Origin of the sequence: Rhodoplanes sp., assembly GCF_013377085.1 — a bacterium.
In the GTDB taxonomy this organism is placed as follows: Bacteria; Pseudomonadota; Alphaproteobacteria; order Rhizobiales; family Xanthobacteraceae; genus Rhodoplanes.
Genome location: NZ_JACAAX010000021.1, coordinates 46534 through 68693 on the forward strand (window position 1 = coordinate 46534; position 22160 = coordinate 68693).

The window sequence follows — 22160 nt, forward strand, 5'->3', positions numbered from 1 at the left end:
GCCGCGTCCTCTTTCTCACGACCGCATCTCGGTGCCGAACAACCCATAGGGCCGCCAGATCAGCACCGCCACCAGGATGACGAAGATCACGGCGAGTGCCCCGTCCGGCCAGATCAGGACCGAGAAGGAGTAGACGATGCCGACCAGCAGCGAGGCGACCAGCGTTCCGGCGATGCTGCCGAAGCCGCCGATCACCACCACGGCGAAGCACTGGATGATGAGATCCATGTCGAGGCCGAGGCCGATCGGGATGATCGGCAGGAAGACGCCGGCGGAAAAGCCCGCGATGGCGACCCCGAGCGCGAACACCATGGCGTAGATGGTGGGAATGCGGATGCCGAGCGCCGAGACCATGTCGCGGCTGTAGACGGCGGCGCGGACGATCTTGCCGATGCGGGTGCGGGCCAGGAACCACCACAGGAAGGTCGCGACCACGGCCCCTGACCCGATGATCACGAACAGATAGGGATTGATGAAGGAGTCGAACACCGGCCAGGCCTCGATCGGCAGCACGATGCGACGGTTCTGCACGCCCCAGATCATCTTGATCAGGTCGCCGATGATCAGGATCAGCGCGAAGGTGAGCAGGAGCTGCTCGGGCAGCTCGCGGCCGTACATGCGGCGGATCAGGAACCGCTCGAGCAGCCAGCCGACGACGAACAGGATGGCGGTCGAGCCCAGCACGGCCGGCACCAGCAGCAGCAGCGACGGCTCGAACTGCGTCGCCAGCGCCGTGTAGAGCGAGAAGGTGATGTAGCCGCCGAGCAGCCACAAAGTGGCGTGGGCGAAATTGAGGATGTTCATCACCCCGAAGATCAGCGACAGGCCCGCCGACAGCAGGAACAGCATCATGCCGCGGCTCAGCCCGCTCAGAAGCTGGATCAGGAAGCTGCCGAAATCCATGGACATGAGGAGATCCTCGAATTGCCCGAAAAGTGCTGGACCCGATTTACCCTCCCCTGGGTTTCGCGGCTTCGCCGCGACGGGAGGGTCGGGGCGCGCGAAGCGCGCACCGGGGTGGGGTGAGAGCCCCGGGCGCAGGACTCGAAATGGGAGAAGCCCCACCAAGCCGCGCCGCTGTCACCCCCTCCCGGCGCTCCGCGCTGTCGCGCGGAGCGCCGACCTCCCCCCTCCAGGGGGAGGTGAAGACAGAGACGGCGCCCTGCTCCGCCGCGTCAGGCCCGCGGCTTCTGGATCTTGCGGACCTCGTCGCAGGTCTTCGGCGTCCAGCAGTCGCGGCCCTGCACGACGATCAGGCTCTTCGGATCGAAGATCGGGAACGGATAGTCCGGCGTGTCGACCACGGCGCCCAGATAGGACGGGCAATCGAGCTGGTTGTTGCAGTCGCGGAAGGCGAGGTTGCCGCGGCAGGTCTCGATGGTCGCGCCGGTCATCGCCTTGCGGACCGCCTCGGTCTCGATCGACCCGGTCCTGGTGACGATCTGCTCGAGGGCGTACAGCGAGTCGAAATACATGCAGGCGAAATCGTCCGGCCAGTCGTCCTTGCCGAACTTCGCCTGGTACAGCGCGATGTATTTCCGCGTCAGCGGATACTCCATCAGGGCGAAGAACGGCGCCCGGCCGAGCCCGATGATGCCGCGCGGCAGCGTCTTGCGCTGCTGCATCAGCTCGGTCACCGGCAGGAACACGCCCGGATAGGCGACCCGCTGGAAGAAGCCGGCCGGCTTGGCCTGCTGCAGGAAGGTCTCGTTGTCCTTGCCGGCGATGGCGCCGAACACGAAGTCCGGCTTCATCGCCATGATGGCGGTGATGTAGGAGGTGAAGTCGGTCTCGCCGAGCTTCGCCCAGAACTCCCGCATCAGCCTGGTCTCGGGCGACACCTGGCCGAGCTCGGAAACGAAGACCTTCTGGGCGTCGCGGCCCCATTCGTAGTCGAGCCCGATGGTCACATAGTTCTTCCAGCCCTTCTCCTTGATCATGCGGGCGACGGCGACCACGGTCGCCGAGGACTGCATCTGCGAGTTGGGGCCGAGCAGGAACGCATAGGGCGTGTAGTTCTCGTTGACGATCTTCGACGAGTTGCTGGTGGCCGCGAGCAGCAGCACCTTGTACTCGTGGACGATCTCCTGCACCGCCATGGCGACCGCCGAGGACCACGACCCGATGATGGTCTTCACCTTGTCGTTCAGGATCATCGAGCGCGCCTCGCGGGCGCCGACGTCCGGCTTGGTCTGGTCGTCGCGGAAGATCAGCTCGATCGGATGCTTGCCGAGAAACCCGCCGCGCTGGTTGATCTCGGCGGCGACCAGCGGCAACCCCTTGATGGGCCGCTCCGAATAGTTCGCGCCGGTGCCGGTCGAGGGCAGCAGCACGCCGATGCGGTACGGCTCGGCGCCCTGGGCGAAGCCGAGCCGCGGCCGCACGGCCACGGCCCCGCTGGCCAGCGTGGCGACGACGAACTGCCGGCGGTCGATGCCGGCGAGCATGGACTTCACGTGATCGGACATGGTCCCTTGTCCCTTCGCTAACGTGCCGTGAACGGCGCGAATTGCATGGTCGCGGTCGACGCCGCCGCGATGGCGTCGTGGGCCATCCCGAGGTGGCGGCGCAGGACGGCCTTGGCGGCCTTGCGGTCGCCGCGCTCGATGGCGGTGAAGATGTCGCGGTGGTCGGCCCGGAACTGATCGATCAGGGGCGTCATGGCCGCGACGTTAACGCTGACCCACCCGGTCAGGTAGAACTGCTCCAGCATGCCGAGCAGGAAGCTGTTGCCGCCGAGATCCGCGATGGCGGCGTGGAACTCCGAGTCGAGCTGGAAGGAGCGGGCGTCGTAGAAGGGCGGCGTATAGGCGAGATAGCGGTCGAGCGCCGTCGCCAGCCGGTCGATCGACCGCGACGCCCGGTTGTCGATCGCATAGTCGATCGCCAGCCACTCCATCCGGATGCGCAGGTCGTACATCTGCCGGATCTCGTCGGCCGACAGCTCGCGGACATAGAAGCCGCGGTTCTGGTGCGAGACCACGAGCCCCTCGGACTCGAGCCGGGCCAGCGCCGTGATGATCGGCGTCTTGCTCATCCCCAGCGTCTCTTCGAGATCCCGGTAGATGATCTTCTGGCCCGGCGGCAGCCGGCGCTGGAACAACAGGTTCTTGATCGCCTGATAGGCCGCGAGGTCCTTCGAGAGCGCCTTGGGCGGGGCAGCGGCCATGGTCGGCAGGTCTCCTGCGGCTAAATCTGATCAGATTTCTGATGAGATACAAGATCAAAAATGGGGCAGATGCACAAGGGCGCGGCGGGTCCGCACCGCGATTATCGCTGCTCATCGATGTATCGCGATCGCGCCGGCGCCCGGCGGCATGGTGCCGCGGCGCCGCGGCGCCGCGCTCGCCGGCCCGGTGACGTCACCGGGCCGAGATCACCGGTTCCGCCTCACAAAAACTTCGCCGCGACGTCGAGGGTGGAGCTTCGGCCGACCTGCTCGATATTGGCGGCGAGCCAGGTTCGGGCGGCCTGGCGACCCTGCTCGTGCAGCCGGGACAGCAAGCCCCAATCGGGATGAAACTGGGTCACGGCACCGAGCTCGGCCATGTCGGCGTCGTCGCCGATCCAGTGCATGAACATGCGGGGATGCTTGTCGGCGTCGAGCTCGTGCTGATCGATCAACCGCGTCACGAAGGCGACTGCCCGCATCTCGCGCATCAGCGACGAGTTGAAGCTGATCTCGTTCATCCGGTGCATCACCTCGGCGGCGGTGCGCGGCAGCTCGGGCCGCACGATGGCGCCCACCTGGACGACGATCACGTCACGGGCGCCGTCGCGATAGACCAGCGGATAGATCGCCGGATTACCGAGGAAACCGCCGTCCCAATAGTATTCGCCGGCGACCTCGACGGCCTGGTAATAGGGCGGCAGGCAGGCCGAGGCGAGCACGGTCTCGACCGTGATACGGGGCGTCTCGAACACGGCGAGTTTGCCGGTGCGGACATTGGTGGCGCCGAGAAAAAGGCGGACCGGCGCAACCGCGTTCATCCGCTCGAAGTCGATCGCCTCGAGCAGCAGCTTGCGCAGCGGGTTGAAGCGGAACGGGTTGAGCAGATCGGGCGGCAGGCTGTGGGTCAGCGCGTGCACGGCCGCATGCGAGGGCATGTATTCGGGCGGCAGCCCGAACGCCTGGGCGAGCCGGTCGAACGACGACCACGCCATCCCGAAAAGCTGCTCCATGCGCGACACCTCGCGCCAGAACGCAGCGAGCTTGTCACGCGCCCCGGTCGAGCCGCCGGCCGCGAGGCCGTCGGCGAACAGCACCGCGTTGATGGCGCCGGCGCTGGTCGCGCTGATCGCCTCCACCGACAGGCGGCCATCCTCCAGGATGGCATCGAGCACGCCCCAGGCGAAGGCGCCGTGCGCGCCGCCACCCTGCAGGGCGAGCGACACGGGTTTTTGGGCGGGGGCGGCGTCAGCCATCGATTCCGGCCCCGCGCTTCGTCGTCACCTCTCCCCGGTGAGAGACTCTGTAGGCTTGTCCTGGTCGTTCCGGGGCGGCACGCAAGCGCCGAGCCCGGACCCCATAACCCCTGTCTGTCGTGAGCCACTGATGCAGGGCGTATGGATTCCGGGCTCGCGGGCTGCGCCCGCACCCCGGAATGACGGGCTGTGTAAAGCGCTTCCTCGAGGAGAGGGTAAGACGCACCCGCGGCAAGCTTCGAAGGATCAAGTTCCCCTCACCCCTTCTTCCGGCGCTTCTTCCCACCCTGGCACTCCATCGCGTCCTCGATCGCTCCGCACAGGGTCTTCAGCACCTTGATGCGGGCGAACAGCTTGTTGTTCGCCTCGACCAGCGTCCACGGCGCCGCCGCCGTCGAGGTGCGGTCCACCATGTCGCAGATCGCCGTCTCGTAGACGCCCCACTTGTCGCGGTTGCGCCAATCCTCGTCGGTGATCTTGAAGCGCTTGAACGCCACCTTCTCGCGCTGCTTGAAGCGGCGGAGCTGCTCGGACTTGCTGATCGCCAGCCAGAACTTCACCACCACGGTGCCGTGGCGGACCATGGCGCCCTCGAAGTCGTTGATCTCGCCGTAGCCGCGCATCCAGTCGGCCTCGGAGCAGAAGCCCTCGACCCGCTCGACCAGCACGCGGCCGTACCAGGAGCGGTCGAAGATGGCGATCTGGCCGCGGCGCGGCAGATGGCGCCAGAACCGCCACAGATAGGGCTGCGCGCGCTCCTCCTCGGTCGGCGCCGCGATCGAGACGGTCTGATAGCTGCGCGCGTCGAGCGCCCCGGTGATGCGGCGGATGGCGCCGCCCTTGCCGGCGCTGTCGTTGCCCTCGAACACGGTGACGACCGACAGGGTCTTGAAGCGCGGGTCGCGCACCAGGGCGTTGAGGCGGCCCTGCCAGGTCTCCAGCTCCTTCTCGTAGTCGTCCCGGCCGAGCGGCTGGTCGAGGTCGAGCGCGCTCAGCATCGTCACCTTGTCGGCCGGCACGATCAGCGGCGGCGTCTTGTCGGGCAGCGTCTTGACCGGCTTCTGGTCGAGCCGCTCGCGCAGTGAGGCGAGCAGATGGCGCCCGACCGTCAGCGAACGGAAGCGCGCGTCGGCACCCGGCACCACGATCCAGGGTGCCTCGCCGGTCGAGGTCTCGCGCAGGAACGGTTCGCTGACCGAAACGAACTGCTCGTACTTCCGGTAGAAGGTCCATTCGTGCTCGGTGACGCGCCAGCGCGTGGCGGGATTCTTCTCCAGCGCCTTCAGCCGCTTCTTCTGCTGGTCCTTCGACATGTGGAACCAGTATTTCAGCAGCAGCACGCCCTCGTCGCACAGCATGGTCTCGAGCCGGCGGATGTCGCCGATCGCCTGGGCGAACTCGGCGTCCGAGATCTCGCCCATGGCCCGGCGCACCATCGGCATCGTGTGCCAGGCACCGAAGAAGACGCCGATCTCCCCCTTGGGCGGCAACGCGCGCCAGAAGCGCCAGTGGTCCGGGCGCTCGCGCTCCTCGTCGGTCGGCTGGAAGAAGGCGCGGGTGTGGATGCGGCGCGGGTCCATCCACTCGTTCAGCAGATTGACGGTCTCGCCCTTGCCGGCGCCCTCGACCCCGGCGATCAGGATCAGCACAGAGAAGCGGCGCTGCGCGGCGAGATCGAACTGAGCGTCGAGCAGCCCCTCGCGCAGCGCGGTCTCCTCGCGCTTATAGGCGACCTTGGCGACGTGATGGCGGAGGTCGGCGGATTCGAACATGGGCGATACGATGCGTTCGACAGGGGTGGCGATGATCGCCGGACGGTGGTCCGGCGGACTGATCCAAATCAAGAATTCCAGCCGTTCGGAGCCTAAAGTAATAAGGGTGTGAAGAAAACACCATCACGCCGCGTGAACGCGGAACCGGTCTGGAACGACCAACTGGTTTCATTCCGCGCCACGACCGGTATAGTCAAGCACGGGATGGGCCTGTCCGGCGAGGGCCATGCGATGAGACGGTTTATGGCGACGAGACTTTTCCTGACGGCGTCCGCGACGTTCGGACTCCTCGCGATCGTGATCACGGCTCCGCTGCCGACAGCGGCGCAGAGCGGGACCGGCGTGCCGGTCGCGGTGGTCGAGGAGGTGACGGGCAAGGCCTCCGGCCTCGAGTTCATGGACTATGTCGAGGCGGGCCGGGTCATCAAGCTCGGCGCCAAGGACACCATCGTGCTCGGCTATCTGAAGTCCTGCCTGCGCGAGACCATCACGGGCGGCACGGTCGTCGTCGGGGCCGAGCAGAGCAAGGTCCATCTCGGCACGATCGACAGCGCCAAGGTGCCGTGCGACGCCACCGCCCAGCTCGGCGAGCGCCAGGGCATCGAGAGCGCCGCCACGGTGTTCCGCAGCATGGGTCCCGGCCAGACGCCGGCGGCGGGAGAGCCCGCCCGCACCCTGATCCTGTACGGCCGCTCGCCGGTGTTCGAGGTGAAGGAGCCCGATACGCTGACGATCGAGCGGCTCGACAAGGCGGGCGAGAAGCAGGCCATCACGCTGCGGGGCAAATCCCTGGTGCGCGGCCGCTTCTACGACCTGGCCAAGGCCGACAAGATGCTGGCGGCCGGCGGCAGCTACGTGGCGACGCTCGGCAGCCGCAAGGTCGTGTTCCGGATCTCGCCCGACGCCAAGACGGGCGCGACCCCGGTGGTCGGCCGCCTGGTGCGGTTCGAGTAGGCCTTTCTCGGCGCGGCGGCGTCGGTCGCAGGCCGGCGCCGCGTCGCCGGCCATCATGCGGCGCGCCTGCGCCGTCATTGTCCGGAGCGGCTACGCCGCCCTGCAGGTGCCATGAGGCGCTTCCGTAAACGCGACGTGCTTGCGGTCGCCCTCGTCGCGGTGCTGTGCGGCACGCTCGCGGCCTCGCCGGCGCTGGATCGGTTCGCCGGCGTCTCGCTCGACATTCTCACGGCGCTGCGCTGGCGCGCCTTCGGCCTGCGCCACGATCCCGCGACCGCGCCCGCCGTCGTCGTCGCCATCGACGAGGAGACGTTCCGCACCCCGCCCTTCGCCGGCTCGCCGAGCCTGACCTGGACGCGCGAGATCGGCCGCGTGCTGACCGCCGTGGTCGACGCCGGCGCCGCCGTGGTCGGCTTCGACATCGTCTTCCCGGCCTCGATCGAGCAGTCCGAGATCCCGTTCGGCGAGGCGCCGCTCGGGGCCCGGCTGCGCGGGTTCGACCGCGACTTCCTCCGGGCGCTGGCGGGCGGGGCACGGGCCGGCAAGGTCGTGCTCGGCGAGGTGCTGCACCAGGACCGGCCGGTGCGGCCGGCAGCGGCGCAGCGCATCGCGGTCGGCCAGCAGGCGAACATCCGCGCCCTCAACACCCATGCGGACCCGGACGACGTGGTGCGCCGCCTGCCGCTGTGGTTCACGGTCGGAAACCGTCCGTTGCCGTCGATGGCGCTGGAGCTCGCGGCCCGGGCGCGCGGCGTCGAGCCGCGGCTGGAGGCCGACGACACCACGGTGCTGGGCGACTATCGGGTCCCGAGCGCAGTCGCAAAAACCCAGACGCTCGCCTTCGAGGGCGGCGCCGACGAGGTGCCGACCTTCTCGTTCGCCGATCTGCGCGCCTGTGTCGACAAGGGCGACACCGACTTCTTCCGCCGCGCCTTCGCCGGCAAGGTGGTGCTGTTCGGCACGCTCCTGGACATCGAGGACCGCAAGCTCACGTCGAAGCGCTTCGCCACCGGCATCGAGGGCACCCGCGCGCCGCGCTGCGCCCTCCCCGCCCCTGCCGCTGCCCCGGACGCCGCGCCGACGCGCCGCTCGATCTCCGGCGTCTACATCCACGCCACCGGCGTCAACGACCTGCTGCGCCGAGACGTGCTGGCCGAGCCGGGCCGCCTCGGCGCGACGGCGATCGCGCTGGCCATGGCGGCGCTGGCGGCGGTCGCGGCCATGATGCTGGCGCCCGGCGGCGCCGCCCTCGCAGTCGCGGGAACCGCACTCGCCTTCACGGCCGCCGCCACGCTCGCACTCCAGCACGGCCTCGCGCTGCCGCTCGTCGCCCCGCTCGTCGCCGCGCTCGCCTCGACGGCCGGCACGATCGGCTGGCGGCTGGTCGCCGCCGACCGCGAGGACCGGTTCCTGAGGAAGAGCTTCGCGCTCTATCTGTCGCCCCAGGTGATCGACCGCATGCTCGACGCCGACGAACCGCCGGCGCTCGGCGGCGAAATGCGCGACGTCACGGTGTTCTTCTCCGACATCGCCGGCTTCTCGTCGATCGCCGAGACGATGACGCCGCAGGCGCTGGTCAACTGGATGAATACCTACCTGTCGGAGATGACCGACATCGTCGAGGGCTGCGGCGGCTATGTCGACAAGTATATCGGCGACTCGATCGTCGCCGTGTTCGGCGCCCCGGCGAACGATCCCGACCACGCCCGCAACGCCGTCACGGCGGCGCTGCGCTGCCGCGACCGGCTGGCCGTCCTCAACGAGACCGCGACCTTCCAGGGCCATCATCTGGCGCACCGGATCGGGCTCAACTCCGGCGAGGCGCTGGTCGGCAATATCGGCTCGCGCCGCCGTTTCAACTATACGGTGATGAGCGACGCCGTGAACCTCGCCTCGCGGCTCGAGGGCGCCAACAAGTATTTCGGCACGTCGATCATGGCGTCGGAAACGACGGTCTCCCGCACCGGCGACGCCTTCGCCTGGCGCGAGCTCGACGCCATCCGGGTGAAGGGCCGCATGCAACCGGTGAAGATCCTCGAGCCGATCGCCGCGGCCGGCCACGTCACGCCCGCCCAGGCCGAGTGCGCCGCCGTGTACGCGATGGGCCTCGCCCGCTTCCGAGCCCGCGATTTCGCCGGCGCCGCCGAGGTTTTCGCCCGCATCGCCGCCGTCGACCCGCCGGCCGCGCGCTTCAAGACCCGCGCCGAGGATCTTGCCGCCCATCCCCCCGGCCCCGGCTGGGAGCCGGTGTTCACGCTGGAGGGGAAGTAGTCATACCGATCTTCGTTGTCCTCGACCTTTATAGTCGTTGCCGGGCTCGACCCGGCAATCCATCGAGCTTCGAAAGAAGCTCTTTTTGAGCGATGGATTCGCGGGTCGAGCCCGCGAATGACGAATCGGAGTTTGTGAAGGCCGTATCATTTCTTCGACGGTTTCGCGGTCTCCGGTTCCTTCGAAAACAGCCGGACGGCGTCCTGCACGGTCGTCATGAACTGCGCCGGGAAGATGATGGTGGAGTTCCTCTCGACCGATATTTCCGCCATGGTCTGCAGGGTGCGGAGCTGCAGCGCCACGGGATGCTCGGTGATGATGTCGGCGGCCTCGCCGAGCTTCATGGCCGCCTGGTATTCCCCTTCGGCGGCGACGATCTTGGCGCGGCGCTCGCGCTCGGCCTCGGCTTCCTTGGCCATGGCGCGCTGCATGTTGTCGGGAAGCACGATGTCCTTGATCTCGACCGCCGTGACCACGGTGCCCCAGGGCTCGGTGTGCCCGTCGATGACATTCTTGATCTGCAGATTGATGCCGGCCGTGTCCGAGAGAAGCTGATCGAGGCTGAAGCGTCCGACCACGTTGCGCACCGTGGTCTGGCTGATCTGATTGATCGCGTTGTAGACGTTCTCGATCACGATGACGGAGCGTTCCGGATCGGAGATGTGGTAGTAGGCGACCGCGGCGATGTCGATCGAGACATTGTCCTTGGTGATGATCTTCTGTGACGGGATCTGCATGGTGACGGTCCGCAACGAGACGCGCACCATCTGCTGGATCGGGACGAACACGACTGTGAGGCCCGGTCCGCGCACGCCTTCGAATCGTCCGAGCAGGAAGACGACGCCGCGCTCGTATTGCCGCAGCACCCGCAGCGAGCCGAGGAGATACAGCACGACCACGAGGCAGAGAATGCCGAGGACATAGATCATCATCGTGTTTCCATTCGACTGTCGGAACGTCGGACGTCTTCAGGGACATGCGCGGACGCCGCGACAGCAGGGGTTCGTGCGGGCACGGTTCGGCCGCTCGGCCGCCCGACGACCGAACGCCCGGATCATGCCACGCGATTGAGCCGGCACCGTGTCGCGGTTCCCGAGGAAGCGGCGGCAGCGTATGATGGCGCCGCATGACCGATCTCGCCCGCCGGACCGTCCTCGGCTTCCTCAGGCTCACGGCGTACATGACCCTGCTGGTGATCGGGCCGGCGGGGTCGCTGCATTACTGGCCGGGCTGGCTGTTTCTCGCCGCCACGCTCGCCGCCACGGCGGCGATCTCGGTGTGGCTGCTCGCGCACGACCGCGCCCTGCTGGAACGCCGCCTGACCGTCGGCCCGGCCGCCGAGCCGGACCCGGCGCAGCGCCGCATCCAGATCGTCGCCGGGTTGTGCGGCATCGCCCTGATGGTGGTGCCCGGCCTCGACTACCGCTTCCACTGGTCGGACATGCCGATGCCGGGCGAGCTGGTGATCGTCGGCAATCTCGGCGTGCTGGCCGGCTATGCGCTGTGCTTCCTGGTGTTCCGCGAGAACTCCTATGCGGCCGGCACCGTGGCGGTCGAGGACAGCCAGCCCGTGGTCTCGACCGGTCCCTATGCGGTGGTCCGCCACCCGATGTATGCGAGCGCCGGCGCCCTGGCGGTGTTCGGCCCGCTGGCGCTCGGCTCGTGGTGGGGCTTCGTGCCCGCCGCCGCCCTGATCGCCGCCATCGCGGCAAGGCTGCTGGCCGAGGAGCGCTATCTCGCCACCCACCTGCCGGGCTACCCGGCCTACCAGGCCGAGGTGCGCTGGCGGCTGGTGCCGGGGGTCTGGTAGGCGGCTGGTCCCCCGGCATCGCTCCCGACCGTTCCGGCCCCCGCCTGTCGCCGGCGGGTTTTCACCCGGCCTCCGACGCGCTAGAACGCATCACCCGCCGGCCCGGCCGGCCACCCCGGAACAAGCCCCTCCCTTCGACCCTCGAGGAGTCGACCATGCCGCAGTATCGCTCCCGCACGACGACGCACGGCCGCAACATGGCGGGCGCCCGCGGCCTGTGGCGAGCGACCGGCATGACCGACGCCGACTTCGGCAAGCCGATCATCGCGGTGGTCAACTCGTTCACCCAGTTCGTGCCCGGCCACGTGCATCTCAAGGACCTCGGCCAACTGGTCGCCCGCGAGATCGAGAAGGCCGGCGGGGTCGCCAAGGAGTTCAACACCATCGCGATCGACGACGGCATCGCCATGGGCCACGACGGCATGCTCTACAGCCTGCCGTCGCGCGAGATCATCGCCGACTCGGTCGAGTACATGGTCAATGGCCACTGCGCCGACGCCATGGTGTGCATTTCCAACTGCGACAAGATCACGCCCGGCATGATGATGGCGGCGCTGCGGCTGAACATCCCGGCCGTGTTCGTCTCCGGCGGGCCGATGGAGGCCGGCAAGGTCGTGCTCGGCGGCAAGACCCGCGCCGTCGATCTCGTCGACGCCATGGTGATGGCCGCCGACGACCGCCAGAGCGACGACGACATCGCCGCGATCGAGCGCTCCGCCTGCCCGACCTGCGGCTCGTGCTCCGGCATGTTCACGGCGAACTCGATGAACTGCCTCACCGAGGCGCTCGGCCTGGCGCTGCCCGGCAACGGCACGCTGCTGGCGACCCACGCCGACCGCAAGCGGCTGTTCGTCGAGGCCGGCCACCTGATCGTCGACCTCTGCCATCGTTATTACGAGCAGGACGACGCCTCGGTGCTGCCGCGCTCGATCGCGACGGTCCAGGCCTTCTCCAACGCCATGGCGCTCGACATCGCCATGGGCGGCTCGACCAACACGGTGCTGCATCTGCTCGCCGCCGCGCAGGAGGGCCAGGTCGATTTCACCATGCAGGACATCGACAAGCTGTCGCGCCGGGTGCCGTGCCTGTGCAAGGTGGCGCCCTCGGTCGCCGACGTGCATGTCGAGGACGTGCATCGCGCCGGCGGCGTGATGGCGATCCTGGGCGAGCTCGACCGCGCCGGCCTGATCGACCGCACCGCCGGCACGGTGCATGCGGCGACGCTCGGCGATGCGCTCGACCGCTGGGACATTGCCCGCACCAACAGCGAGGCCGTGCAGACGCTGTTCAAGGCGGCGCCCGGCGGCGTGCCCTCGATCGCGGCGTTCAGCCAGGAGAGCCGCTGGGACGACCTCGACCTCGACCGCCAGAAAGGCGTCATCCGCAGCGCCGACGCCGCCTTCTCGACCGACGGCGGCCTCGCGGTCCTCTACGGCAACATCGCCCAGGACGGCTGCATCGTGAAGACGGCGGGCGTCGACGCCTCGGTCCTGACGTTCACCGGCAAGGCGAAGGTGTTCGAGAGCCAGGACGCAGCGGTCGACGGCATCCTGGGCGGCAAGATCGTGGCCGGCGACGTGGTGGTGATCCGCTACGAAGGCCCGCGCGGCGGCCCCGGCATGCAGGAGATGCTGTATCCGACCAGCTATCTGAAGTCGAAGGGCCTGGGAAAAGCCTGCGCGCTGATCACCGACGGACGCTTTTCGGGGGGCACCTCGGGCCTCTCCATCGGCCATGTCTCGCCCGAGGCTGCCGAGGGCGGCGCCATCGGGCTCGTCGCGGACGGCGACACGATCGAGATCGATATCCCCAACCGCAGGATCAGCCTCGCCATCCCGGACGCCGAGCTGGCGCGCCGGCGCGAGGCGATGGTCGCCAAGGGCGACAAGGCCTGGCAGCCGGAAAACCGCGACCGCAAGGTGTCGCCGGCCCTGCAGGCCTACGCCGCCTTCACCACCAGCGCGGCCCGCGGCGCCGTGCGCGAGATCCGGCCCGTCCGAAGGTAATCCGGACCAGGACGCAGCACGGCGGCGGAGCCCCCCGGCTCCGCCGTTTTTTTGTCGGGCACCGTCACCTCACATGGAGCCCGAGCGGGCCTTCGAAGACGGTGCGGAGCTCGTCCACGCAGTCCGAGAAGATCACCATGTGATGGCAGCCGAGCGACTCGTCGATCCGCTTCTGGGCGCAGTCGATCCTGAACCGGAACTGGGTGCGGCAGGTGTCCTCGTCGGGATTGTCGACGAACTCGGCCGGAAACAAGGTGGCTTCGCTGAACTCGTTGCCGATGCGGAAGAGCGTGGCCTTGCGCGGACCGCCGACCTCGATGCGCTGGGCGACGCTCAACCCGGTCTCGTGATGCGTCCGCACCGTATAGTTCATCGCCTCGCTGGTGAGCCGTCTCGGCGCCGTGCAATGGACGAGATCCAGCCGGTCGTCGAGATAATAGACCGGATTGCCCATGAACACCGGCAGACCGGACACGGCCTTGCCGACGATCATCGAGACCGCCGCGTCGAGGTCGCCCTCGCAGGCCGCGATGGTGTTCGGCTGATCGTTGAGCAGCGAGAGGGCGATGCATGACGTGACGTGGAGCTGCTTCACCAGCGAGAAGCAGGAGATCGCCACGGCATTGCAGGCGTAGCGGTCCATCAGGGTCCTGACCGCCACATAGAGCCGGTACGCGTCCTCGACGTGCTGGGTCCGGGGCTCGACGCAAGCCGCCGCCGCCTGCAGATAGTCAGCGGCAAAGGCAACGACCTCGGGGCTGCGCGGCACCGCCGCATACTCGGAGAACAGCTCCTCGAGGCCGATATGGACGGACCGGATGCCGAAGCGGTCGTCGATCCGGCGCTCGTCCACGCTCGCGGAGACCACCCAGCTCTGCGTATAGCCGATGATCAACAGTCGGGTGGCGCGGATCCGGTCCATCACGCTCGCCAGGCCGCATTTCTCCGCGAAGGAGCTTTTGTCGAAGACCCGTTCGACCTGGACCTTGCGGTTGCGCAGATGCGCCCAGCAATCCATCACGGCCGGCAACGCGTTGCGGGACACAATGGTGCGGACGAGCGTCTCGCCCGCCGCGTCAAAGAGTCCTCCGCCGGGAAAATGCCACCACAGGAATGACCGTGGCACTGCCTTGGCGATCGACAGGAGCCACGGCTGGGTGGCGCCGGAGAGCGCGATCAGCAGCGGCACCCCCGTGTGCCCGGCGGACAGGTAGGCGTCGACGCCGCCCTGGTCCGACAGGTGGACGGGCTCCGACAGCGTTACTCCGGCGGGCAGAATTCGTCGGATGTGGTCGAGCAGCGAGGCCGCCACCGAGGCGGACAGCTCCGCCGGATAGTAGACCGGACTGACGAGGAAGACGGGCTGGACGATCATGGCGACACCTCCTCGAGGATGCGGCCCTTGGTCTCGATCGCGAACGTGCCGACCACGACGGCGGCGAGGAGCGCGACCAGGCCGAAGGTGAGGAACACCGAGCCGAGGCCGTAGCCGATCATGGTGCCGACGATGGTCGGACCCGCCATCGAGGCGAGCCGCAGCCACGCGGTCGCGGTGCTGACGCCGATCGCCCGCACCCGGGTCGGGTAGAGCTCGGGCGTGTAGAGATAGACGCCGATCGCCGCCGAGGTGGCGAAGAAGTAGGCGCCGCTGCCGTAGATCAGCACGTCCTGCGGGGTGGTCGCGCCGTTGAGCCACAGGATGAAGAGGAACACCGACGAGCCGGCGAGCGCCAGCGCGAACCAGGCCCGCCGTCCCACATAGTCGATGGTCAGAGCACACAGCGTCGCGCCGACAAAGCCGATCGCGTTGCTGATCAGGCCGTAGCGGAGCGACTGCTCCAGCGGCAGGTGGAACACGGTGCGGTAGAGGGTCGGCAGCCAAGTGCCGATCCCGTAATAGACGATGTAGCTGCCGAACCAGATGAACCACACCACGATGGTGCGGCGCAGATAGAGCGGGCCGAACAGATCGCGCCACGACGGCGCCTGCGGCGCCTTGGCCTCCGTCACGACCACCTGCGGCAGCGGTGCGCCCGTCGCGGTGCGGGTCGCCTCCTCGATCCCGGCGAGCGTCACGTCCGCCTCGGCGAGGCGGCCGTGGCTGGCCAGCCAGCGCGGCGATTCCGGCACGTGACGCAGCAGGAACCAGATCAGCACCAGCGGGCTGGCGCCGAGCAGGAACATGGCCTGCCAGCCGAGCGTCGGCACCAGCCAGTAGCCGAGCACGCCGGCCGCGACGACGCCGACCGAGAAGATCAGCTCGTAGAGCAGCACGAAGCGGCCGCGACCCTTGGCCCGGGTGATCTCGCTGATATAGACGGCCGCGATCGGCACCTCGCCGCCCAGCCCGAAGCCCTGGATGGTGCGGAACACCAGCAGCGACTCGTAGTTCCAGGCGAGCGAGCAGGCGATGCTCATCCCGCCGAAGGTGGCGATGCACAGCGCGATGGCGCGCACCCGGCCGATCCGCTCCGCGAGCCAGCCGAAGAACAGCGCGCCGAGGAGCTGGCCGAGATAGCCGACCGAGATGAGTAAGCCGATCTGGGCGCCGGAGAGCTTCCACATCGGCGCCAGCACGGGCAGCACCTGGGCGATGGTGAGCGCATCGAAGGCGTCGAAAAAGGTGGCGACGCCGATCACCAGGCGCACCTTGACGTGCCAGGAGCAGATCGGCAGTCGCTCGATGCGGCTGGCGATCTCGGCAGCCGTGGCACTGCTGCTTTGCGCCGCGGCCGGCGCGAACGTATGACTGGGCAACACATCCGACGACATGACGTCCTCCGACGACCGCCGTCCGGGCGCGTCATGCGCCGCTGTCACGTTCCGCGCCGGCGGTCGATCGCGGTCGTGCGTCGTCGTTCGGCGCCGGAGACCGGCGCCGTCGCAGGCCGCCGGGGGACCGGCGGCTCGTCTCGATGTCGCGGGGGCTCGTCTGCGGCCGGGACCGGCCGGACTCAGAAGACTCCGGAGCGGATCTGGAACTTGCTCGGCTTGTCGTAGACGGGCTTGCCGCTCTTCACCCAGTCGGCGACCCAACGCACCTGGGTGCGCACCGGAACGACCGGGTTGCCGAGCAGATCGGCGGCGGCTTCGCAGTTCACCAAGAGACAGTCGGTCTGCTCGGTGCCGGTGAACACCGGCTCGATGCCGAGCAGCTCGCCGAAGTCGAGCGCCAGCTTGCGCACGCTGACGGTCTCGGGTCCGCCGATGTTCAGCGGCGAGGACGGCACCTCGCAATGACGCAGCAGGCGGATGATCTGGGCCGTCGCGTCACCCTGCCAGATGATGTTGGCGTGGCCGGTGTCGAGCGGGATCGGCGTGCGCGACATCACCCAGGAGGCGATCTCCTGCAGCACGCCGTAGCGCATGTCGATCGCGTAGACGAGGCGGGCGATGCGGCCCGGCGTGCCGAAGCGGCGCGAATAGTACTGGAAGGTGCGCTCGCGCCCGACCACCGAGTTGGCATATTCGCCCGGCCGTGCGAAGGGCGGCGTGTCCTCGCCGGTGCCGCCGTGCAGCGGGTTCGACCACGGATAGACGTGGATGGTCGAAAAGGCGACGATGCGGCTGCCCGCGAAGGCTTTTGCCACGATGCCCGGCGCGATAGTGTTCATCGCCCACAGGAGGTCCTCGCGGCCCTTGTAGTCGAACTTCATGCCGGCCATGTAGATGACGTTGGCGACCTTCGGCAGCGCATTCACGGCCGCCTCGTCGAGCAGGTCACAACGGATCGTCTCGACGCCCCAGCCTTGCAGATGCGCCTCCAGCCCCTCCTCGGAGAAGCGCGCGACGCCGATCACCCGCTTGTCGGGCGCCGCCCGCTTGATCATGCGGGCGAGGCAGACGCCGACCTTGCCGGCGACGCCGAGCACGGCGACGTCGCCCTCCAGGCTCGCCAGATCCTCGACGACGGCGAGCGTCGGCGTCGACATGAACTCTTCGAGATGATCGACGTCGCGGAAGGTCTCCGGAAACACCTCCGGCCCCGACAGCACGTCGCTGGACTTGCTCTTCAACATCACCCGACCCCACCGATTGATCCGCTCACGCCGCGAGCGGGATGGCCTTGCCTGCATCCGACAGCCAGCGGTCGAGATTCGCCCGCACGAAGCCGTCGTCGTTCATCTCCGGATACTGTGCGTAGACGCGCTCGATCTCGGCCGCCTGCCCCTCGCTCAGGGTCTCGGCCGGATCGAGGCACCATGTGCCGCGCAAAAGCCCCTGGCGCTGCAGCACCGCGAGGCAGCCCGGAATGCAGCCGGAAAGCCCGTGCGCGGCGTCGTAGATGGCGCCGTTGCAGTCGGTCACCATCGAGTCGAGCGCGAGCAGATCGGCCGACACCGGCGCGCCGTCCGGCACCGCCTGGATGCGGGCGAGCAGATCGACCGCCTTGCGGGTCCACACGCTCCAATGGCCGAGCAGCCCGCCCTTTATGCGCACACGAGTTTCGTGATGTCCGTCCGCCGAGCGCACCGCGAACGGCGCCACCAGATCGAGGACCACATGATCGTCGTTGCCGGTGTAGAGCGTCACCCGGCGGGATGCGCCGGCATCGACCACGGCGCGGACGATCTCGACGGTGCGGTACCGGTCGAAGGGCGCCATCTTGACGGCGATCACGTTCTCGATGCCGGCGAAGGCGCGCCAGAAGGCGTAGCTCAGATGCATGCCGCCGACGCCGGGCAGCAGCGCGAAGCCGATCAGCGGCATCTCGCGGGCGACGCGGCGGCAGTGCTCGAGGATCTCGGCCTCGGCGGCGCCGCGGAAGGCCGCCACATTCAGCAACGCCGCGTGAAAACCGAGGGCACGCGCTGTCTCGGCCTCGCGCACCGCCTGCTCGGTCCGCCCGGTGACGCCGGCGATCAAGAGCCGCGGCCCGTCAGCCCAGTCGGCGACCGCCTCGGCGGCCAGACGCAGCACCGGCTCGTAGAGCCCGACGCTGCGGATCGCGAACTGGGTGGTGTGGACGCCGACCGCGATGCCGCCGGCGCCGGCATCGAGATAGTAGCGCGTCACGGCGCGCTGCCGCAGCGGATCGAGCGTTCGCTCTTCGTCGAGCGCGAGCGGATGGGCGGGCAGCACGGTGCCGGCGCGCAGCGTCGCCAGCAGCGCGGGGGGAAGATCGGACCAGTGGAGCGGCATGATGGTCTCCCTCAGCCGGCGAGCGCCAGCGCGGCGGCCGACGTCTCGAACAGAGCCGGGTTCATGGTCGGCAGCGGATCGGCGATCGCCACCGGCGCATAGTCCATACGGTCGAGCACATGGGCCCGCACGTCGACGCCGGGCGCGACCTCGGTGAGCACCAGGCCGGCGCCCGTGACCTCGAACACGGCCCGTTCCGTCACCACCAGGGCGGTCTGGCCGCGGTCGCGCACGCCGTCCATCACACGGTAGGTGATGCTCTCGGCGGTTTCGACGAATTTCGAGATCTTGCCGTCGCGGACGATGCGCAGTCGTCCGTTCTCGCAGGCGCAATCGAAGCCGCCGGTCGTGAAGGTGCCGGTGAAGACGAGGCGGCGGGCGTTCTCGGCGATGTCGATGAAGCCGCCGGCGCCCGGATTGGCGGCGCCGAAGCGCGACACGTTGACGACGCCCGCCGCGTCGAACTGGGCGAAGGCGAGCGCGGCGAACGGGCAGAGGCCGCCGTCGATCGCGTCGAACTGGGTGACGCCATCCATGATGGCGTCGGGATTGACGTTGGCGGAGAACTGCCAGTCCGACATGACGACGCCGCCATACGAGCCGTGCTCGGTCGTGAACCACCAGTCGGCGAGGCCGCCGTTCTCGAACGCGCCTTGCTCGGCCATCACCAGCGGGATGTCGGCGGCGGCACCGAAGCCGAAGATGGAGAGCTCGCGGCGGCGCACTTCGCGGGCGGCGCGGCGCGCGATCACCTTGTCGGGTCCCATCACGGGCCGCGGCAGCCGGTCGAGCGGCATGCGCGGCGCCGACAGATAGGCCGGCTCGAACGGCGTGCGGGTGGTCATCATCATGTCGGGCACCACCACGACGGCATCGACGAACACGCCGGGGATGCGCACCGCGGTGGCGGCGCGCGCGTCGCTGTCGACGCGGCGACGCACCTGCGCGATCACCCGGCCGCCCGACGCCTTGGCGGCCAGCACCAGCGCCATGTTGGACGACACCAGCGCCTCGTCCTCCCACGACAGGTTGCCGTCGTCGTCCGCCGAGGAGGCCCGCACGATGGCGACGTCGATCGGCCAGGTCGGATAGAACAGATAGTCCTCGCCGTCGATGGCGATGCGGCGGATCAGATCGGCGGCGGCACAGGCCGTGAAGCGGCCGCCGCCGTGCAGCGGGTCCACATAGGTGCCGAGGCCGACGCGGGTGAGATAGCCCGGGCTCTTGCGGGCGACCTCGCGCAGCCACTGCATCGAGGCGCCGAGCGGCCACGAATAGGCCTCGACCTTGTTCTCGCGCACCAGCCGCATCAGCTCCGGCCGCTTGCCCGTGACCGGATCGACCGGGTTGACGTAGGACCCGGAGACGATGCGCTTCATCAGGCCTTCCTGGGCGACATGGTCCATGCCCTTGATGCCCTGCGCATCGCCGGTGCCGCACGGGAAGTAGAAGGTCAGGTTCCTGGGCGCACCGGTGGCGCGAAACCGGTTGCCGAGCGCGGCCAGCACGGCATCCGGCGTGATCCAGCCGATCACGCCGACCGACGCCACCGTCGCTCCGTCAGGAATGCCTGCGACAGCCGTGGCCGCGTCGACGATCTTGCTCATGAGGTCACCGTGAAGCGCGCCAGGGTCGCGGCGGCGGCCGGACCCAGGCAGTCATGGGCGAACGCCCTGGATGCGACTGCGTCGAGCCGCTCGGCATCGCGCCCCGCGAAAAGCTCGAAGAAGCGCTTGGTGCTCGTCACCGCCTCGGCCGGCAGCGCGGCGAGCGCAATTGCATAGGCCATGGCGCGGTCCAGTGCGCCGCCCGCCGGCGTCACCAGATCGGCGACGCCGAGCCGGTGCGCCTCGGCGCCGTCGATCGCCTCGACGCCCCACACCAGCATGCGGGCCCGCACCGGACCGACCCGGGCGAGCAGCGCCTGCAGCCCCCAGGGCGGCAGCCAGCCGTTCGCCACCTCGGGCAGCCGCCACTTGGCGTCCGTCGCCGTGACGACGACATCGCACGACACTGCGAGGATGAACCCGCCGCCGAGCGCATAGCCCTCGACGGCGCAAACGACCGGTTTCGTCATGAGCGCGATCTTTCGCGCCACCGCGGCCGTGATCTCTTCGTGCGCACACATGTCCGCGATGGAGAGGCCGCCGAGCTCCTTCAGGTCGCTGCCGGCACAGAAAGCGGGCGGCGCGCCGGTCAGCACGATCGCCCGCACGCCATCGTCCTGGTCGGCGGCCGCGAGTGCGTGGTCGAGCGCCTGGATGCCGGCGGTGCCGAGCGCATTGCGGCGCTGCGGACGATCGAGCATCAGGCGCAGAACGGCACCGTCGCGCATTACGCTGATCATGACGGGCTCCGATCGAGGCCGGCGCCGTCGCGATCGAGCACGATCCGCAGATCGCGGCCGGCGATGTTCCGCGGTGCGATCTTGTCCTTCACGGCGATGGCGGCGGCGTGGCCGATCGCGTGGCCATAGGCGAAGCACTGCGCCGTGACGCGGGCGGAGGCGACCGCCTCGTGCTCGGCCGAGAGGCAGCGTCCGGCCGCCAGCAGGTTCTCGCCGCGCACCGGCACGAAGCAGCCGTAGGGCACCTCGTAATAGTCGTCGAGCAGCCACTCGACCTTCGGCTTCTCGCCGGCATGCAGCTCGATCGGCCAGGGCGAGCGGGCGATCCCGTCCGGATGCTTGGCGCCCGACACCACGTCGGCATTGGCGAGGCGCGCGACGCCCTCCATCTGCCGGGTCTGGCGGACGCCGACCTGCACGCCGGTGTCGTCGACGAACGACGCCGCGCATCCGACCAGATGGTCGCGGAAGAAGCGCGCGTAGTCGCGCACCTGCCGGCGTCCCTCCTGCTCGGCCTCGGTGAAGTCGCGCCAGAAGAGCGGGTTGAGCTCGCGGCCGTCGCGGCCGACCACGCGGGTGCAGTTGCACAGGAGCTCGCCCGGGCGCGGCGTGGTGAACAGCCAGATCTTGCTGCGCGGCAGGTCGTAACGCCCGGTTGCGCGCGCTGCCTCGATCATCTGGGCGACCGCCGGCGGCATGATGGTGTCGTGTCCGTAGGCGGCCAGGAACGCCGCCGTGTCGACGCCGAGCAGCCGGAAGATCATGGTCGGGTTCTGCACCCGGCCGTGGTCGCCGACGAAGCTCGGCAGCCCGGCCATGGCGACGAGATCCGCATCGCCCGAGGCGTCGATGGTGACGGCGGCCCGCACCGTCACGCGGCCCTGCTTGGTCCACAGCACGACGCCCTCGACCGCCTCGCCGCCGTCCCCGAGCACACCGATCGCGACCGCATGGAAGACGACCTGGACGCCGGCCTCGCGCAGCAGCGCGTCAGCCGTCTCGCGCCATTTGAGAGGGTCATGCACGCGGGTGAAAGTCTTGCCGTACTTGACCGGGGCGGTGAGACCGCCGACCGCGTCGAGCCTTTTCACGAACTCGTCGGCGAAGCCGTGCACCACCTGCTCGGGCGCAGCACCGACGCGGTCGGTCGCCGCGTAGAGGCCGCACACCGTGCCGGAGAGCCCGGCGACCGCTCCGCCCCCGCAAAACCCGTAGCGCTCGACCAGCGTCACGGCGAGGCCCTGGCGGGCGGCCGTGACGGCCGCCGCGACGCCAGCGGCACCGCCGCCGACCACCAGCACGTCGGTGGCGAGCTGCTCATGCTCCCTGCGGTCGGTCGGATGCGTTTTCACGTGGCAGCTTCCGGGGGGTGCGGCCTTCTTGTCGACAACTGACATATCAGTTGTCGATGAGGGGGTCAACCTCTATGCTGT

The 22160-nt window shown here is 68.9% G+C and carries 17 protein-coding genes; 4 read left to right on the forward strand and 13 right to left on the reverse strand.

From position 1 onward, the window contains the following. Positions 1 to 15: 15 nt before the first annotated feature. The 5 genes from HXX10_RS15870 to pap all read right to left on the reverse strand — a co-directional run bounded on the left by HXX10_RS15870 (position 16) and on the right by pap (position 6197). Positions 16 to 909: a branched-chain amino acid ABC transporter permease gene (locus tag HXX10_RS15870; RefSeq protein ID WP_296523727.1), complete on the reverse strand. Its 894-nt coding sequence runs from the start codon at positions 907 to 909 to the stop codon at positions 16 to 18. Between the two features lie 266 nt (positions 910 to 1175). Next, the gene (locus HXX10_RS15875) at positions 1176 to 2468 is read right to left on the reverse strand and encodes an ABC transporter substrate-binding protein (protein WP_296523728.1); all 1293 of its coding nucleotides are present in this window, start codon (positions 2466 to 2468) and stop codon (positions 1176 to 1178) included. Positions 2469 to 2485: 17 nt separating this feature from the next. After that, a complete protein-coding gene (locus HXX10_RS15880) occupies positions 2486 to 3169 on the reverse strand; it encodes a GntR family transcriptional regulator (protein ID WP_296523729.1) in 684 nt (227 codons plus the stop codon). Between the two features lie 221 nt (positions 3170 to 3390). Further along, positions 3391 to 4425: a patatin-like phospholipase family protein gene (locus HXX10_RS15885; RefSeq protein ID WP_296523730.1), complete on the reverse strand. Its 1035-nt coding sequence runs from the start codon at positions 4423 to 4425 to the stop codon at positions 3391 to 3393. Positions 4426 to 4682: 257 nt separating this feature from the next. Beyond that, on the reverse strand, positions 4683 to 6197 hold the full coding sequence (pap, locus tag HXX10_RS15890) for a polyphosphate:AMP phosphotransferase (RefSeq protein ID WP_296523731.1): 1515 nt from the start codon (positions 6195 to 6197) through the stop codon (positions 4683 to 4685). Positions 6198 to 6440: 243 nt separating this feature from the next. On the opposite strand from pap, the gene HXX10_RS15895 reads away from it, so the two are divergent. After that, positions 6441 to 7151, forward strand: a complete 711-nt coding sequence (locus HXX10_RS15895; RefSeq protein WP_296523732.1) for a hypothetical protein — start codon at positions 6441 to 6443, stop codon at positions 7149 to 7151. A gap of 111 nt (positions 7152 to 7262) precedes the next feature. Next, a complete protein-coding gene (locus HXX10_RS15900; protein ID WP_296523733.1) occupies positions 7263 to 9422 on the forward strand; it encodes an adenylate/guanylate cyclase domain-containing protein in 2160 nt (719 codons plus the stop codon). Positions 9423 to 9568: 146 nt separating this feature from the next. Here the strand turns inward: HXX10_RS15900 and HXX10_RS15905 are convergent, their stop codons facing one another. Continuing rightward, positions 9569 to 10354 carry an SPFH domain-containing protein gene (locus tag HXX10_RS15905; RefSeq protein WP_296523734.1) on the reverse strand — a complete coding sequence of 262 codons (786 nt, stop codon included), beginning with the start codon at positions 10352 to 10354 and terminating at the stop codon, positions 9569 to 9571. 194 nt (positions 10355 to 10548) lie between these two features. Here HXX10_RS15905 and HXX10_RS15910 point away from each other — a divergent pair, with 194 nt between their 5' ends. Together HXX10_RS15910 and ilvD are read left to right on the forward strand one after the other, a co-directional pair. Next, positions 10549 to 11232: an isoprenylcysteine carboxylmethyltransferase family protein gene (locus HXX10_RS15910; RefSeq protein WP_296523735.1), complete on the forward strand. Its 684-nt coding sequence runs from the start codon at positions 10549 to 10551 to the stop codon at positions 11230 to 11232. A gap of 155 nt (positions 11233 to 11387) precedes the next feature. After that, positions 11388 to 13238, forward strand: coding sequence for a dihydroxy-acid dehydratase (gene ilvD / locus HXX10_RS15915; protein WP_296523736.1), 1851 nt, complete (start codon positions 11388 to 11390; stop codon positions 13236 to 13238). Positions 13239 to 13302: 64 nt separating this feature from the next. Here ilvD and HXX10_RS15920 read toward each other — a convergent pair whose 3' ends face one another. The 7 genes from HXX10_RS15920 to HXX10_RS15950 form a co-directional block, all read right to left on the reverse strand. After that, positions 13303 to 14613: a hypothetical protein gene (locus HXX10_RS15920; protein WP_296523737.1), complete on the reverse strand. Its 1311-nt coding sequence runs from the start codon at positions 14611 to 14613 to the stop codon at positions 13303 to 13305. Further along, positions 14610 to 16010: an MFS transporter gene (locus tag HXX10_RS15925; RefSeq protein ID WP_296523738.1), complete on the reverse strand. Its 1401-nt coding sequence runs from the start codon at positions 16008 to 16010 to the stop codon at positions 14610 to 14612. Before HXX10_RS15925 ends, HXX10_RS15920 begins: the two co-directional genes overlap by 4 nt. Positions 16011 to 16192: 182 nt before the next feature. After that, entirely contained in the window at positions 16193 to 17257 is a 1065-nt protein-coding gene (locus tag HXX10_RS15930) for an NAD(P)-dependent oxidoreductase (protein WP_296523739.1), read from the reverse strand. Positions 17258 to 17282: 25 nt separating this feature from the next. Then, positions 17283 to 18380 carry a dihydrodipicolinate synthase family protein gene (locus HXX10_RS15935; RefSeq protein WP_296523740.1) on the reverse strand — a complete coding sequence of 366 codons (1098 nt, stop codon included), beginning with the start codon at positions 18378 to 18380 and terminating at the stop codon, positions 17283 to 17285. A gap of 11 nt (positions 18381 to 18391) precedes the next feature. Then, positions 18392 to 19987, reverse strand: coding sequence for a CoA-transferase (locus tag HXX10_RS15940; protein WP_296523741.1), 1596 nt, complete (start codon positions 19985 to 19987; stop codon positions 18392 to 18394). Beyond that, positions 19984 to 20727 (reverse strand): enoyl-CoA hydratase/isomerase family protein, encoded by a 744-nt coding sequence (locus HXX10_RS15945; RefSeq protein ID WP_296523742.1) that lies wholly within the window; start codon positions 20725 to 20727, stop codon positions 19984 to 19986. Before HXX10_RS15945 ends, HXX10_RS15940 begins: the two co-directional genes overlap by 4 nt. Beyond that, a complete protein-coding gene (locus HXX10_RS15950) occupies positions 20724 to 22079 on the reverse strand; it encodes an FAD-dependent oxidoreductase (protein WP_296523743.1) in 1356 nt (451 codons plus the stop codon). Before HXX10_RS15950 ends, HXX10_RS15945 begins: the two co-directional genes overlap by 4 nt. Positions 22080 to 22160 lie beyond the last annotated feature (81 nt).